At 58.5% G+C, this 15,985-nt stretch carries 13 protein-coding genes and 1 pseudogene; 8 read left to right on the forward strand and 6 right to left on the reverse strand.

The window, feature by feature from the left end; all coding sequences use genetic code 11:
• Nucleotides 1-137 precede the first annotated feature (137 nt).
• The gene (locus AC1DWM_RS23795; RefSeq protein WP_223517589.1) at nt 138-767 is read right to left on the reverse strand and encodes a DUF2238 domain-containing protein; all 630 of its coding nucleotides are present in this window, start codon (nt 765-767) and stop codon (nt 138-140) included.
• 480 nt (nt 768-1,247) lie between these two features.
• Here AC1DWM_RS23795 and katG point away from each other — a divergent pair, with 480 nt between their 5' ends.
• Both katG and AC1DWM_RS23805 read left to right on the forward strand, forming a co-directional pair.
• Entirely contained in the window at nt 1,248-3,503 is a 2,256-nt protein-coding gene (gene katG / locus AC1DWM_RS23800; protein ID WP_477796280.1) for a catalase/peroxidase HPI, read from the forward strand.
• Nucleotides 3,504-3,669: 166 nt separating this feature from the next.
• Nucleotides 3,670-3,939: a hypothetical protein gene (locus AC1DWM_RS23805; RefSeq protein ID WP_223517586.1), complete on the forward strand. Its 270-nt coding sequence runs from the start codon at nt 3,670-3,672 to the stop codon at nt 3,937-3,939.
• Nucleotides 3,940-3,999: 60 nt separating this feature from the next.
• Here the strand turns inward: AC1DWM_RS23805 and AC1DWM_RS23810 are convergent, their stop codons facing one another.
• Nucleotides 4,000-4,884: a LysR family transcriptional regulator gene (locus tag AC1DWM_RS23810; protein ID WP_223517584.1), complete on the reverse strand. Its 885-nt coding sequence runs from the start codon at nt 4,882-4,884 to the stop codon at nt 4,000-4,002.
• A 147-nt stretch (nt 4,885-5,031) separates the two neighbouring features.
• On the opposite strand from AC1DWM_RS23810, the gene AC1DWM_RS23815 reads away from it, so the two are divergent.
• The 5 genes from AC1DWM_RS23815 to AC1DWM_RS23835 all read left to right on the forward strand — a co-directional run bounded on the left by AC1DWM_RS23815 (nt 5,032) and on the right by AC1DWM_RS23835 (nt 9,810).
• On the forward strand, nt 5,032-6,132 hold the full coding sequence (locus AC1DWM_RS23815; RefSeq protein ID WP_223517582.1) for an alkene reductase: 1,101 nt from the start codon (nt 5,032-5,034) through the stop codon (nt 6,130-6,132).
• Between the two features lie 160 nt (nt 6,133-6,292).
• On the forward strand, nt 6,293-7,195 hold the full coding sequence (locus tag AC1DWM_RS23820) for a LysR family transcriptional regulator (RefSeq protein ID WP_223517580.1): 903 nt from the start codon (nt 6,293-6,295) through the stop codon (nt 7,193-7,195).
• A 179-nt stretch (nt 7,196-7,374) separates the two neighbouring features.
• Entirely contained in the window at nt 7,375-8,133 is a 759-nt protein-coding gene (locus AC1DWM_RS23825) for an SDR family oxidoreductase (RefSeq protein ID WP_477796281.1), read from the forward strand.
• A 77-nt stretch (nt 8,134-8,210) separates the two neighbouring features.
• Entirely contained in the window at nt 8,211-9,332 is a 1,122-nt protein-coding gene (locus AC1DWM_RS23830; protein ID WP_223517577.1) for an alkene reductase, read from the forward strand.
• 67 nt (nt 9,333-9,399) lie between these two features.
• The gene (locus AC1DWM_RS23835; protein ID WP_223517576.1) at nt 9,400-9,810 is read left to right on the forward strand and encodes a nuclear transport factor 2 family protein; all 411 of its coding nucleotides are present in this window, start codon (nt 9,400-9,402) and stop codon (nt 9,808-9,810) included.
• A 26-nt stretch (nt 9,811-9,836) separates the two neighbouring features.
• Here AC1DWM_RS23835 and AC1DWM_RS23840 read toward each other — a convergent pair.
• Nucleotides 9,837-9,953: pseudogene (locus tag AC1DWM_RS23840) on the reverse strand (metallophosphoesterase family protein); the annotation flags it as partial.
• Between the two features lie 34 nt (nt 9,954-9,987).
• A complete protein-coding gene (locus AC1DWM_RS23845) occupies nt 9,988-10,986 on the reverse strand; it encodes a bile acid:sodium symporter family protein (protein WP_477796282.1) in 999 nt (332 codons plus the stop codon).
• Nucleotides 10,987-11,181: 195 nt separating this feature from the next.
• On the opposite strand from AC1DWM_RS23845, the gene AC1DWM_RS23850 reads away from it, so the two are divergent.
• Nucleotides 11,182-12,201, forward strand: coding sequence for an AbrB family transcriptional regulator (locus AC1DWM_RS23850; protein WP_223517574.1), 1,020 nt, complete (start codon nt 11,182-11,184; stop codon nt 12,199-12,201).
• A gap of 282 nt (nt 12,202-12,483) precedes the next feature.
• Here the strand turns inward: AC1DWM_RS23850 and AC1DWM_RS23855 are convergent, their stop codons facing one another.
• Together AC1DWM_RS23855 and AC1DWM_RS23860 are read right to left on the reverse strand one after the other, a co-directional pair.
• The gene (locus AC1DWM_RS23855) at nt 12,484-13,893 is read right to left on the reverse strand and encodes an MFS transporter (protein WP_477796283.1); all 1,410 of its coding nucleotides are present in this window, start codon (nt 13,891-13,893) and stop codon (nt 12,484-12,486) included.
• A gap of 666 nt (nt 13,894-14,559) precedes the next feature.
• Nucleotides 14,560-15,942 carry an LLM class flavin-dependent oxidoreductase gene (locus AC1DWM_RS23860; RefSeq protein ID WP_223517566.1) on the reverse strand — a complete coding sequence of 461 codons (1,383 nt, stop codon included), beginning with the start codon at nt 15,940-15,942 and terminating at the stop codon, nt 14,560-14,562.
• Between the last annotated feature and the right edge of the window lie 43 nt (nt 15,943-15,985).

Here is a 15,985-nt window from a genome sequence, read left to right on the forward strand (position 1 = left end):
ATGCAGTGTTTCAGGAAGACCGATGCAGTGTTTCAGGAAGACCGCAAACTCAGGTTTTACGACTGCTGCGCAGCCGAACGCAGGCTTCGCCAGCTGCTACGGATCGCGTTATGGCTTAACTGATCGGCATTACGCGCTCATGCCTTCTTTAGTTTGATCAGGAACATCACCGACAGACTGACACAGGCGCCGGTGACCGCCAGCGCCATGTCTTTCTGCGAATCCCACGGGTCGTTTTGTGCGCCGATAAACGCGCGTGAAGTGTCGTCTCCCAGATACGCCCCGCCGATCCATTCCACCAGTTCATATATAGCCGACGTCGACAGCATGATGTTCAACGCGATAAAAACCACCCAAAAACCCCGCAATGGGGTTAGTCGCAACAGCACTTCCCGCACGGGATAAACCATAAACAGCCCGTAACTCAAATGGACCAGTCGATCAAAGTGATTGCGATGCAGCCCGAGTGCCTTATTGAGGCCGACCCCGGTCAAGGCTGAGCACCAACGGTCATAAGGCACTTCGGCATAGGTGTAGTGAGCACCCAATTCGTGAATACACAGGAACACGAAAATCAGGGTGATGGACACAGCAGACAAACGAAACCAGCGTGCGACCGCCACCAACGTGCCGACGAGCAATAGCGCCAACAGGTTTTCCAGCGCCCAATCGATCCGGCTGTGCGGCGAATAGCCCAGCACCACGGCGATCAATACCAGCAGACTCAACAACGTCAGGTCGTATCGCGCATCTGCCTTGGGCTGCATGCTCTGGTCTCCTGGCCTGACGCGTTTCCTTCCAGCCTCAGGGTGATTCGGGTTGTCGACACTCCGGGCAAATGATGTCCCTACAAATCAAATTGATTCGCCTGGGCGGCAGGGGTTCCGAAGTCGTGGCGGCCGGCGGGGCAACTCAAGGGCTGCGGCAAAAGCTTTTGCCTATGAGCCCCGAATACTCCACCTATTAGCTGACTTGCGGATAGGCGTCTAACCTTATCCCTGCGCTGGCGTCAGCCGGCCGGATTTGAGCTGATAAGGAGACAGGAATGAGTCAGAAACATGACTAAGCCTGCCGTGGGCCACCGTGATTGCACCTCGTTTTCTGCTGTACCGATTTCCGTGTAATCAAAACAATCAGTGAATCGAACTGCTGGCCCAGCAGCCTGTGTCATTGCTTTCGCTCGTCGCTATTTAGAGCCCACAACGGGCCGGATAGCCCGGATGATCACGACCAAAGGTAGCTCGCACATGGCAAATGAATCGAAATGCCCGTTTAACCACGCCGCTGGCGGTGGCACGACGAACCGCGATTGGTGGCCGAACCAACTGAATCTGAAAATCCTGCACCAGCACTCATCCCTGTCCGATCCCCTGGACGAGGGTTTCAACTACACCGAAGCGTACAAAAAACTGGACTTTGCAGCGGTCAAGCGAGACCTCACAGCGCTGATGACCGATTCGCAAGACTGGTGGCCAGCGGACTTTGGTCACTATGGGCCACTCTTCATTCGCATGGCCTGGCACGCCGCAGGCACCTATCGTACCGGTGACGGTCGGGGTGGCGCTGGCTCCGGTCAGCAACGCTTTGCACCGCTCAACAGCTGGCCGGACAACGTCAGCCTCGACAAGGCGCGCCGGCTGCTCTGGCCGATCAAGCAAAAATACGGTCGCAACATTTCCTGGGCTGACCTGATCGTGCTCACCGGCAACGTTGCACTGGAGTCGATGGGCTTTAAAACGTTTGGTTTTTCCGGTGGTCGTCCGGACGTTTGGGAGCCGGACGAAGACGTTTACTGGGGCGCAGAAAACAAATGGCTGGGCGGCGATATCCGCTATGGCAAAGAAAACAAGCCCATGCAAGAGCCCGGCGACGGCCCGCTGGTTGCTGAACCAGGGGCAAACGAGGAGAGCCGCACCGAACAGGGCCGCAATCTGGAAAACCCGCTCGGCGCCGTGCAAATGGGCCTCATCTACGTCAACCCCGAGGGCCCTGAAGGCAATCCCGATCCCGTCGCTGCAGCCACGGACATCCGCGAGACCTTCGCCCGCATGGCGATGAACGACGAAGAAACCGTGGCGCTGATCGCTGGCGGTCACGCGTTCGGTAAAACCCACGGCGCCGGACCTGCCGACAATGTCGGTGCCGAGCCCGAAGCTGCTGGTCTCGAACAGCAAGGCTTGGGCTGGAAAAGCAGTTTTGGTACCGGCAAAGGCGCGGACGCCATCACCAGTGGTCTGGAAGTGACCTGGACCAACACGCCGACAAAATGGAGCAACAACTACCTGGAAAACCTGTTCGGCTTCGACTGGGAACTGAGCAAAAGCCCAGCTGGGGCGCACCAGTGGGTCGCAAAAAACGGCGCCGGTGCCGGCACCATTCCGGATGCCCACGACCCGTCCAAACGGCGTAATCCCACCATGCTGACCACGGACCTGTCCCTGCGCTTCGACCCGATCTATGAGCCGATTTCACGACGCTTCCTGGCCAATCCCGATCAACTGGCCGACGCCTTCGCCCGCGCCTGGTTCAAACTGATCCACCGCGACATGGGCCCCCTCTCCCGCTACCTCGGCCCGGAATTGCCGAACGAAGAACTGCTGTGGCAAGACCCCATCCCGGCGGTCGATCATCCCCTGGTCAACGACAGCGACGTTGCTGCACTCAAGGGCAAAATCCTTGCCTGCGGCCTGTCGGTCTCGCAGCTGGTATCGACTGCCTGGGCAGCCGCTTCCACCTTCCGCGGCTCCGACAAGCGCGGCGGCGCCAACGGCGGACGCCTGCGTCTGGCCCCGCAGAAATCCTGGCAAGCCAACCAGCCTGAACAACTGGCGAACGTACTGGCGAAACTCGAAAGCATCCAGAGCGAGTTCAACGCCGGCGGCAAGAAAATCTCGCTGGCCGACCTGATCGTGCTGGCTGGTAATGCGGGTGTCGAACAAGCGGCAAAAAACGCCGGCCAAAACGTCACAGTGCCGTTCACGCCAGGACGGACGGACGCATCGCAAGAGCAAACGGACGTGGTTTCCTTCGGCTTCCTCGAACCGATTGCCGATGGCTTCCGCAACTACCTGAAAACCCGCTACCGCGTGCCGGCCGAGCAACTGTTGATCGACAAGGCGCAACTGCTGACGCTCACCGCGCCAGAAATGACCGCGCTGATCGGTGGCCTACGCGTGCTGAACACCAACGTCGGACAAACCCGACACGGCGTCTTCACCCAACAACCGGAAGCGCTGACCAACGACTTCTTCACCAACCTGCTCGACATGGGCGTGGAATGGAAACCCACCTCCGAGGCCGCTGAAGAGTTCGAAGGACGTGATCGCAAAACCGGTGCAGTGAAGTGGACCGGGACGCGTGTGGATCTGGTTTTTGGTTCGAATGCGCAGTTGCGGGCGCTGGCTGAGGTTTATGCGAGCAGTGACGCGAAGGAGAAGTTTGTTAAAGACTTCGTGGCGGCATGGACCAAGGTGATGAACCTGGATCGGTTTGATGTGAAGTGATGCGATTGTTGAATCTGTGAGGCATTGAATGGGCCACCTCGACCCGGTTGTAGGGGGTGGGGTTGGGGTGGCCCAATATGCCCCCCCTCCAGGTCAAACTCGAAAAAGTCTTTTTGCTTGGTATGGGCGTGTTGACGCAACATGGTGTCGATGAAGGCAACGTCGATTGAACCCGGATTATCGCTACGTGCGCGACCTGTTGCAGGACGGCTACATCGGGGAACTGCGTTCAGTGCGGCTGCATATCAGCGTTGAATATTTCCAGCGCGAGCGCAAAGCCGCCCTGCACTTCACCATTCCACCGGAGAACTTCTCCAGCCTGCTCTCCATCTATGGCGGTCATTATTTCGATGCGGTGCTGCCTACGCCAAGGATGTGCGCGACGGTACCCACTTGGCACCTACCTTGGCAGATGCCATGCGCATGCATGAATTGATCGATGCCATCGAGATCTCCAACCGCGACGGCGTGCGCCTGAAGCTACAGGCGTAAGCAATCAGATGCGCAAGTGCGCACTCATGTAGTCAATAAAAACGCGCAACTTGGGCGAGGCATAACGGCTGGCTGGCCACAGCATCCAGAAGACGACCTGGCGGTCAATGTAATCGTCCAGCACAGTGACCAGCTGGCCACTTTCCAGCGCTTCGTGCACCAGGAAAGCCGGCAGAAAGGCAATCCCCCTGCCCTGGATTGCGGAGTAGGCAAGAGGCTCGATCGTGTTCGACGTCATCGTGGCGGGCAGCACCAATTCAGCCTCGGATGCTTCGAGCCGCAACGGCCAACGCTCCAGCTTTCCCGTCGCAGGGAATTTGTGCTGCAGGCAAGAATGGCGTTCCAGTTCACGCGGATTAGCAGGTACGCCATACCGCTTGAGATACGTCGGCGACGCCACCAGCACATGTGCACAGGAACCGAGGCGGCGCGCGGTCAAGCGAGAATCGGTTTGCTCGCCGGTCCGAATCACGGCGTCGAACCCTTCCTCGATCACATCGACCATGCGGTCGCAAAAATCGATATCCAGTTCGACTTCCGGATACTGCTCCATGAACCCGTCAAAGGCCGGCATCATCAGGTCGCCCAGTAGAGGTGTGCCCACGCGAAGCCGCCCACGTGGACTGCCGGCCAGGCCTGAAAGCTCGGACTCGGCAGCGGTGACCTCGCTGAGGATGCGGCGGCAGCGCTCAAGGAACAGAGTCCCCTCGGCCGTCAGCGTGATGCTGCGTGTGCTGCGATGAAACAGCCGCACATGCAAGCGTTCCTCCATTCGAGCGATGGTTTTGCCCACTGTCGAGGACGACACCCCCAACTGGCGGGCGGACTCGGTAAAGCTGCGCGTTTCGGCAACCTGCACGAACACTGAGATGCCACTCAGACTTTCCATCACTCTTCCTGCTTGCACCAGTAGAACTCCACCAACAAGGCGGGATTACGGAAAAACCATCCGAAATGTTCGGCATCGCGGGATATTTTTCTCCGCGAATCTTACGCCTACATTGCGCCCATCCCACCACTGATAGGTATCGATGTCATGTCCAAACTGCATACGAGCATCCAGATAGGCCCATACCAGATTTCCCATCGCGTCGTTCTGGCGCCACTTACCCGCATGCGTGCCGAGCCGGGCGCCATCCCTGGCCAGTTGATGGCCGAGTACTACGCCCAACGTACCACCGCCGGTGGCCTGCTGATCGGCGAAGCCACTATCGCCGCAGCCAATGGTAATGGCTACCTCGGTGCTCCCGGTCTGTATGACGACAGCCAGATCGCCGGCTGGAAGCTCGTGACCGACGCCGTTCATGCCAAGGGTGGCAAAATCTTTCTGCAGCTCTATCATGCGGGGCGCCAGTCCAATAGCCTCCTGCAGCCGGGCGGCGCCCAGCCCGTGGCCCCTTCCGTCGTGGAGCACGGCGGCCTTGCCTTCACCGAGACCGGCTGGACCCCGGGCTCCCCGGCGCGCGAACTGACCATCGCTGAAATCCGCGGGCTGGTAGACAGCTTCCGCGCCGCGGCCGAACGCGGTATCGCAGCCGGATTCGACGGTGTGGAATTGCACTCGGCCAACGGCTACCTGTTCGATCAATTCCTCCAGGACGGCAGCAACAAACGTACGGATATCTACGGTGGCTCGTTCGAAAACCGCAGCCGGTTCCTGCTCGAAGCGGTAGGGGCGGTGATCTCCGTCTGGGGCAGCAATCGAGTGGCGGTGCGTCTGGGGCCGAGCGGCAATTTCGGCGACATGTCCGACAGCGACCCCATTGGCCTGTTCACCTATGTCGCGCGCGAACTGAACAAGCTGGACCTCGCCTATCTGCACCTGATCGAGCCACGCATCCTGGGTCTCGTCGAAGACGAGCGCCGGGACCAGAATCCGGTGGCGTCCCAACTCATCCGCCAGCACTACAAGGGCACCCTTATCGCGGCGGGCGGCTTCTCCGGTGAATCGGCCAACGCGATCCTCGAGGCCGGCGATGCAGACCTGGTCGCATTCGGCCGCCACTTCATCGCCAACCCTGACTTGCCAGAGCGCCTGCGCAACGGCTGGCCGCTGAACCCGTACGACCGCGAGTCGTTCTTCGGCGGCACGCAAGTGGGTTACACGGACTATCCTTTCCACACTGAAGTTGCGTGATAATTTTCACCACTGGTAACTGGGGTCATAGTGCCCCAGCTACCTCCCCGCAAAAAAAATCAATCACCCAAGCAGCGATGCGCCAGCTTACTGCCCCGTTTCACCGTAGCTTCTTCCAGCGGACTCAAGGTGCATGCTGGCTGATGGAAGGTGCTAACGCATGAAGGACCTTTTCTCCTACAGGCTTTTCACAAGGGTGGCGCGACTGGGCAGCTTTTCGGCCGCGGCACGCGAAGTGGGTCTTTCTCAATCCCAGGTCTCCAGGATTGTTGCCGAACTCGAAGCCGATCTCGGCACCCTGCTACTGGCGAGATCGACACGTGCAGTCGTTCCCACTGAGGCAGGGGCAGATTTTCTGGCGCGCATGGAGCCCATCCTCGCCGCGGTGGAAGAAGCAGAGCAAAGCGTTCGCGGGGGTGGAGAGCTACGTGGCGTTGTCCGGATCAGCATGCCAACGAGCATCGGCGTACGGGAAATCATTCCGCGTATGGCGTCGTTTGCAGCGATACACCCCAACCTTCATATCCAAGTCCTGCTCGCCGATCATTGGCAGGATCTGGTGCGCGAAAATATCGATGTAGCGATAAGGTTGGGACGGCTGTTGGATTCCAGTGCTACGAGCCGTCAGATCATGACGATCTCCAGATTTATCCTCGCCTCACCGTCCTACTTGCACGCCGCCGGGGAGCCCACTACGCCTGAGGATCTGCAATCGCATCGAATCATCGCGGGGCCAGCCTCGACTGTCCCGAGTGGCTGGATGTTCAAACGCGATGGCGAGACCAGGACAATTCAGCTTGAGGCTCACTTCTCGACCGACGAAAACGAAGGCGCTGTCGCAGCGGCAACTGCTGGTTTAGGGATTACTTCGACAACGGCATGGGCGTGCCGACGGGAGCTTGAAAGCGGTGAACTCGTCGCACTGCTCACCGATTGGGAGACCGAATCCGTACCTGTTCATGCCTACTTCCCCCATGGCTCGCGTACTCGCAGTGCCGGCCGCGCCTTGATCGAGCACCTTATAGCTAGCCTGGCTGGCGAGGGAAGTGGCATTTCAAGCTAGCGTCAGGTCGGCATAGTGCAGCAATGCCTATGCATCCTTTACATAAATGATAGCGAAAAAGAGTGGCTACTCCGTTCATGCCGAAGCTGCCAACTTAGCGCCACTGCCTGCACGACACATCGGTCGACTTGTTCGTTCGTGGCGGGATTTCCTTACTTCATCTCTCCAGGAGAAGTGTGATGCGTATGACCGGCAATACTATTTTCATCACTGGCGGCGGGTCCGGTATCGGCCAGGGCCTGGCCGAAGCCTTCCACAGGCTCGGCAATAAAGTGATCATCTCCGGACGGCGCAAGGAGCGACTGCAGCAGACGCTCGACGCCAACCCCGGCATGGCCGCCATCGAGCTCGACATCACCGACACGGCCAGCATCCAGGCAGCAGCTCAGCACCTCATCGCCAATTACCCTGAGCTCAACGTGCTGATCAACAATGCCGGCATCATGCTGGTTGATCATGCAGAAGGTCCGGTGGACGATGCGCTTGCCCTCTCGACAGTCACCACAAATCTGCTGGGTCCGATCCGGATGACTTCGGTGCTGGTCGAGCATCTGAAGTCCAAACCTGATGCGGTCATCGTCAACGTCTCCTCGGTGCTCGGCTTCGTGCCAATGGCCGTGACGGCGGTCTATTCGGCGACCAAGGCAGCGCTGCACTCCTACACCTTGTCGCAGCGCTATCTGCTACGCGAACACGGCATCCAATTGGTCGAGATCGCACCACCGTGGGTACGCACCGAGCTGCTCAACAGCAGCGAGGAGGAACGCGCCATTCCCCTCGACCAATTCATTACAGAAGCGATGAAACAGTTCGAAAGCGGTGCCAACGAAATCCTCGTCGCTCCGGCCGATGCCATGCGCGCCAATCCTGGTCCGAACGAGCATGCCTGGGTCAACGGGTTCAACGACATGATTGCAAACGGACCGGCTTTTAATTGATCGCGACTGCATCGCAATGGCCGGCCCCCCGTGAAACAAGTGACATTGCAGGCATAATTTTCCAGGAGGCGGGTCTCATGATCGATACCACTTCAAGCAAGGCGCCCTTGTTCCAGCCGACCCTCATGGGCGACCTCGAACTTCCCAACCGCATCGTCATGTCACCACTGACGCGGATGCGGGCTGCCAACCCGGGGTTGGTGCCGACTGAACTGCATGCCGAGTATTACGCGCAGCGTGCATCGGCGGGACTGATCATTTCCGAAGGCGCATCCATCAGTCCGGAGGCTGTTGGCTGGGCCGACACACCTGGCCTGTGGAGCAAGGAGCAACTGCAAGGCTGGTCTCACGTGCTTGAGGCCGTGCATGCAAAAGGTGGTCGCATGGTCGCTCAGCTTTGGCACACAGGGGCGATTTCACATCCCGATTTTGGCGCTGCTCCGATGTCCGCGTCCGATGTGAATATCGGCTATGAAAGCACCACGCCACTTGGTCGAAAACCCACTGTAGCGCCACGTCCGATGACTCTTTCGGACATTCACCGAACCGTCTCCGATTATGCGAAAGCGGCTCGCAACGCCATGAGCGTCGGCTTCGATGGTGTGCAAATTCAGGCCAACTATTTGTATCTCATTGCGCAGTTTCTGAACCGCACAACCAACCTGCGAACCGATGAATATGGTGGAAGCATTGAGAAGCGGGCGCGCTTTTTGTTCGAAGTGATTGAGGCGGTTCTACAAGAGGTCGATCCCCGCCGGGTCGGCGTCCGAATTGGCCCGATGAACGAGGTTGGCGCCTTCGCTGCAAATGACGAAACATTGCCCATGGCCGAATACGCGATTCGCGAACTCAGTGACTACGGTCTTTCCCACGCCTTGATCATGGGAGCAACGACGGATTTCGCTGGCACATCTCTAGAGCCTCTCGCGGGTGATGCCATGTTTCGGCACTTGCGCTCCATTTTCAAGGGGACATTGATCGCCAATGTCGGGATGGATGCTGAACGCGGTAACCGACTCATTGCTGAAGGCAGCGCCGATCTGATCGCCTTCGGGCGGCCCTTCATTTCCAATCCGGATCTGGTTGAACGACTCGCAGTCGGAGCACCGCTCGCGGAGATAGATTGGAACACCGTCTACGCATCCGGAGCCCGGGGCTACACCGATTATCCGCGCCACATTTCTACCGCTGTCGCCTGACACAACAAGGCAACTTTGGGCGGCCCTTCAGCCACCAACCCTTTACATCAATAGCAGGAACCCGACCATGACTTCACGTACCCCCGCCGAGAACAAGGCCATTGTCCTCGAAGGCTTCGCAACCCTTTTCAATCGCAAGGATCTGGCGACGGCCGAACGCTTCTGGTCACCCTCCTATATCCAGCACAGTGCCCATGTGCCGCCCGGTCGCGAGGGTCTGTTCGAGCTGGTCGCCGCAGGATCGCCCGATATGCGCTACGAATGCCAGCTGGCAGTCGCTGAAGATGACTTCGTCATGTTGCACGGTCGGTTCACTGGAATCGGCCAACCGGCAAACTGGGTCGTGGTCGATATCCTGCGTCTTGAGGACGGTGTGATGGTCGAACACTGGGATGTAATCCAGGATGAGGCGACGCTCGAAGGTTCCGCCGGCGGGTACCCTATGTTTGGGGATCAGTTCCCGGATCGACGTTCCTGAGCCACTCATTCGGTCGCATTTGATTAGAGTAGCAACGCTGCAGTAACGCTCTGCGCATGAATGATCCGCTCACACCCCTCCAGCGCCGCAAGGGCTTCGGCGCGGAGCAAGCCATGGGTATCGGAAATCACGCCAACCTTCATGCATCACTCCAGATGAGGTTCGGAACTCAGGCGATCAAGGATCTACTTGCGCCATCAGTTCAGCAACCGATTCCTGGCGATTGGCGTAGCGCTGGGCCAGCACGGCACAGACCATCAACTGAATTTGATGGAACAGCATGAGCGGCAGGATCAACACGCCAATGGTGCTGCCGGCGAACAGTACCTGGGCCATCGGCACACCGGTGGCCAGGCTTTTCTTCGAACCGCAGAACAGGATGGTGATGCGGTCTTCCACATTAAAACCAAAGGCTTTGCCCAGCACCGTAGAGGCCACCAACACCAACCCCAGCAATACGCAGCACGCCACCACCAGCCCGGCCAGTTCCCACAACGGGATTTGATGCCAGATTCCTTCATTCACCGCTTCGCTGAACGCGCCGAAGACTACCAACAGAATCGAGCCCTGATCCACGAACTTCAGCCAACTTTTGTTGCGCCCGACCCAGGCGCCGATCCAGCGCCGCGCGATCTGCCCGGCAATGAACGGCAGCAGCAGTTGCACACTGATCTTCACAATCGCATCAAGGGTCGAACCGCCATCGCCCTGCACATTCAGCAGCAGCGTCACCAGCAAGGGCGTGATGAAGATCCCGAACAGACTGGACGCCGCCGCACTGCAAATCGCCGCCGGAATGTTGCCTCGCGCCAGAGAGGTAAAGGCAATGGCCGACTGCACTGTTGCGGGCAACGCGCAGAGGTAGAGCATGCCCATGTACAGATCGTCACCGATCAGCGGCGACAACACCGGTTTGAGTGCCAGGCCGAGCAGCGGAAACAGTACAAAGGTCAGACTGAACACCAGCACATGCAGGCGCCAATGCCCGGCACCGGCAATGATCGACTCGCGTGACAGTTTGGCGCCATGCAGAAAAAACAGCAGGGCGATGGCGATGTTAGTCAGCCACCCGAAGCCCACTGCGACCTGACCACTGACCGGCAACACGCTGGCAAGCAGCACGACGCCGATCAGGGTCAGGGTGAAGTTGTCGGGTAAGAAACGAGGGCGCGTCATCAGGGTCATCCGGGTTTGCCAGGAACGTGATCACGACTCTAACCCGTCCGCAGATTACCGACTAACGCTAGTAAGCCAGGAGATGTCGCCTAAAGGACAGGATGACCAGCGTTGTTGACGCATCATGCCGTTAGGTGGGAAAACAGGGGCGGCCCGGATTTAAGCGTCGGGGAATTCAAGAATCAAGGAAGGCTCATGAAAACCCTACTGTGTTTACTGATCGCCACCGGCGTCGGCGCCGCGTTGCAATACGCCGGCATCCCCCACGGCCTGTTGCTGGGCTCGATACTCGCGAGCGCAATGATCGCCAGTAACCTGCGCTTCTCCCCTACCCTGCGCTTCGGCCTCGGCTATGTGCAAATCGTCTTGGGGATCGCGACCGGTTTGATGTTTACGTCGTGGGACAGCCACACGGTCGCTGCCATCTTGCCCAGCCTGGGCGTCATGCTGTTGTGCCTGATGGTTCAAAGCACGGTGGCCGGTTTTGCGCTGCTGAAAATCGCCGGATGGAACCGCAAGGATACCCTGCTGGCCGTCTACCCCGGCGCACTCGCGGCGGTATTCGACTTGCTCGAATCCGAACGCGCGTCCAGCAAGGTGATCGTCGTGCATCTGGTGCGACTGCTCTCCATCACCCTCCTCGTCAGCTTTTGCATTCCCGGACAGGCAGACGTGGCGATTGCCCAAAGCAGCCCGTTGGACTTGAGCCTGGCGCCGAGCCTGCTGTCGCTGATCGCCCTGTGCCTGTTGCTCGGTCGTTTGCTGTTGAACGTTGGCGTGCCGGCACCGTTCATGCTCACCGCCATCGTGCTCACCGGCGTCTACGTCAAGTCCGGCTACTTGCAGGGCTTTCACATGCCGTCATGGAGTGTCGACTCCGCGGCCATCCTGCTCGGTGTACTGATCGGCTCGAAATTCAAGGACATCCGCTTCGCCGAACTTGTTCGCCACGGGCGTGCTGCGCTGATGTCCGTTGGCCTGATGCTGCTGATCGCCGCAGCGTTTGCCAGCGTGGCCGGGCGGGTTGGGGGCAGCGATCCTTGGTCGTTATGGCTGGCCTACATGCCGGGCGCCATCGAGACCATCTCCATGGTCGCCTTCAGTGGCGGGCTGAACGTTGTGTTCATCCTGACTCATCATCTGGTGCGCATGGTTGTGCTGCACTTTGCGCCGGCATTGGTGGTTCAGGCGCGGCGGTGGCGGGAAGATGTTTGATCGGCATTAAGCATCGGCGTATCGGAGGAAAGGATTAAACGGGAGAGATCGTGGCCAGGGCACCAATCAAAATGGTCAGCACCAGAAATCCACCCAGGAAAATTGCCATCTTGCCCATTGGGGCCTCCTACATTATGAGTTCGCTGTGTGCCGCCATTGTGAGCCTCCATCTGAGTGCATTACAGAGGCAGATAGCACGCGAAAATACGGATCAGATGCTTGAAACGAAAAAGCCCCGCCCCACTCAAGTGGGACGGGGCTTTCTACTGCATTGACCGTTGTTTACAGATCAGTGATTTCCTTGTGGCGTGGCACCAGCATCTTCATCACGCTCCATGCCACCAGATAGGCTACCGAACAGATAGCGAACATGATCATGTAGCCGGTGTGAATATCGTTGATCGATTTGTAGTAGTCGAACACATAACCGCCAACCTTGGTCATCACGACACCACCCAAACCACCCGCCATGCCGCCAATGCCGACCACCGAAGCGATGGTTTTTTGCGGGAACATATCGGACACCGTCGTGAAAATATTGCACGACCACGCCTGGTGCGCCGATGCGCCAACGCCAATCAGCAACACAGGGACCCAAAAGCTGATGTAACCGAATGGCTGAGCCAGCAGCACCACCAACGGGAACAGCGCGATCACCAGCATGGCTTTCATGCGACCGTCGTATGGCTTGTCGCCGCGGGACATGAAGTAGCTCGGGAACCAGCCGCCACCAATACTGCCGATCATAGTCAAGCTGTACAACACGGCCAGCGGCGCCACGATGGCCGCTCCCTTCATGCCGTATTGCGCCGACAGGTAGGTCGGAAGCCAGAACAGGAAGAACCACCACACGCCATCGGTCATGAACTTGCCGAAGGCAAACGCCCAAGTCTGGCGGTAAGTCAGCAACTTGAACCACGATACTTTTTTGGCAGCGACACCCGACACTTCCGGGGTGGCTACTTGCACAGGTTCATCGCTACGGATGTATGCCAGTTCCTCTGCCGACAGACGCTTTTGATGATCCGGCTTCTGGTAGAGCGCAATCCATACGGCGACCCAGACGAAGCCCAGCATACCGATCGCGATAAAGGCCGCTTCCCAGCCCCAAATACCGGCAATCAGCGGTACGCAGATCGGCGCCAGGACCGCGCCCACGTTGGCACCGGAGTTGAAGATGCCGGTAGCGAAGGAGCGTTCCTTCTTCGGGAAGTACTCCGCGGTGGCCTTGATCGCAATCGGGAAGTTACCCGCTTCACCAATCGCCAGAACCGCGCGAGACAGCATGAAACCGGCAATCGAGACCGGAATGACGGCAAGGCCGAGCGCGCTGCTCAGGGCGCCAATGCCCTCACCCATCGGCACCGCGAAGGCGTGCATGACCGCACCGGTGGACCAGATGCCAATCGCCCAGATATACGCTTTCTTGGTGCCGATCTTGTCGACGAAGCGACCGGCGAACAGCATGGAAATCGCGTACACAAACTGGAAAACCGAGGCGATGTTGGCGTAGTCAGTGTTACTCCAGCCAAACTGCGTCGACAGTTGCGGCGCCAACAGACTCAGTACCTGGCGGTCCAGGTAGTTGACGGTAGTGGCGAAAAACAACAGCGCACAGATCGTCCAGCGGTATTTGCCGACCGTTTGGCCGACGCGTTGCGCGTTCGCATTGATGGGCTCGTTCAGATTCATGGCATCACTTTATTATTGGATTATGGTGATGATCTCTCGGTTTCAAGCGAGATCAATTGTGTCGTAGAGCATTGCCAAGACGCAAAGAGTCCGCGTCAAGGCTGGTCAGATTCAGCCGGGTCTTGCGATCAACTTATGCTGTACCCCGCCGCCGGTTGCATCACGCGCAGTGCGATTGCTGGTGGCTGGAGCTGGGCGTGTAGCGAGTACTAGCAGGGGTTTGGCGGGACCGTCGCCTGCGACGGAACTGACTGTGCGGGCGCGCAAGCAGACAAGATCAGGCCAGAGGAAGCGACGTTGAGGGGGATGAGTTCGCAAGTTGAATTCATGATGGGGCCGACACTCTTTTTATTTTTTGGCATGAACAGTCGATGCATCGTCTGTCGTCGTACAACTGTGCCTTTTATATCGAGTTCGAGGGTGGGCTGTCAATATCAAAGATAGCCGTTGGTCTTGACGAAGATTGCTTGGGAAAATTTCGGTTTGTTATAGAACTCGCTGGGTACAGCGATCATTAGCCGTGTGAATTGTCGGGCATTGACGAGGGGATGTGGGGACTCGGAGCGATGAACCATGTTGTACGACGACGCATGTTTACATGTACAAAAGCGAGTCAGATAGTCGGTGTATGGACCGCCTGCCTGACTCGAATCGCCCTGAATGAGATCAAACAGGGTCTGGAATCGATTGCACTGCGCTGCGCAATGGCAAGGTCGCTGAAGCGGACTTCAGGGCAAAACGCGACACCGGGCGACTCAGACCATAATGCTCGCGTAGCGTACTGCCCGCATATTCATGGCGGAACAGCCCGCGCTTGCGCAGGATCGGCAGCACTTCATCGAGGAACACTTCAAAGCCCTCGGGGAACGCTGGCGGCATCACATTGAAACCATCGGCAGCGCTACTGCGGAACCACTGTTCAATCAGGTCGGCAATCTGCACCGGCGTACCGACCGGTACCCAATGCCCTCGAGCACCGGCCAGGCGATTAATCAGCTGACGCAGCGTCGGTTTCTCGCGGTCGACGATGTCGAGGATCAATTTGAAGCGACTGGACTGGCTCTCGCTGCTGTCGAAATTGACCAGGTGGCGCGGGAATGGCGCATCCAGATCGTGACCGGACAGGTCGACACCCAACATGCGGCGCAGTTGGCCTAGTGAAACATGCGGCAGCACCAAGTCGTTGAGTTCATCGAACTTGCGCTGGGCTTCGGCTTCGGTGCTGCCAATGTACGGGCTGATGCCCGGGAGGATTTTCAGCTGGCGAGGATCGCGCCCCACCGCTTTCACCCGAGCACGGATATCGTTGGCGAATTCGGTCGCGCTTTGCAGGGTCTGGTGCGCGGTGAAAATCGCTTCGGCATGCCTGGAGGCGAAATCACGGCCATCTTCGGAAGACCCGGCCTGCACCTGCACCGGTCGCCCCTGTGGGGAGCGTGGCGAGTTGAATGGGCCTTTGACTTTGTAGTGAGTGCCCACATGGTTGATCGAATGCACTTTGTCACTGTCGGCAAACACCCCGGAATTCTTGTCCAGCACCAGCGCGTCGTCCTCCCAGCTGTCCCACAGGTCACCGACCACCTGCACGAATTCTTCGGCCTGGGCATAGCGATCATGAGCCGACGGATGTTGGTCCAGGCCAAAATTGGCGGCTGCAGCCGCCATGGAAGTGGTGACGATGTTCCAACCGGCGCGACCCTTGCTGAGGTGATCCAGCGCACTGAACGAGCGGGCCAGATTGTAAGGCTCGCTGTAGGTCGTGCTGGCCGTGGCGATCAGGCCTATGCGTTGGGTCACCGCAGCAATTCCCGCCAGCCAGGTAACGGGTTCGAAACGAATGCGCAGACCTTCACGCCCGCTTTCGGCCAGTGATGGCGAATCAGCGAAGAAAATCGCATCAAGCTTCTCGCGTTCAGCGCGTAGCGCCAGTTGCTGGTAATAGCCGATATCCATGGAAGCTTCCGGCACCGACTGCGGGTGACGCCAGGCGGCTTCGTGATGGCCGTTCGGGTAGATGAATAGGTTGAGGCTGAGCTGACGTTCGGACATTTCCCGTTCCCTGAAAAAAACAAGCATGAAAAATATGTGCTTG

The organism is Pseudomonas sp. P4_C8 (genome assembly GCF_056401975.1).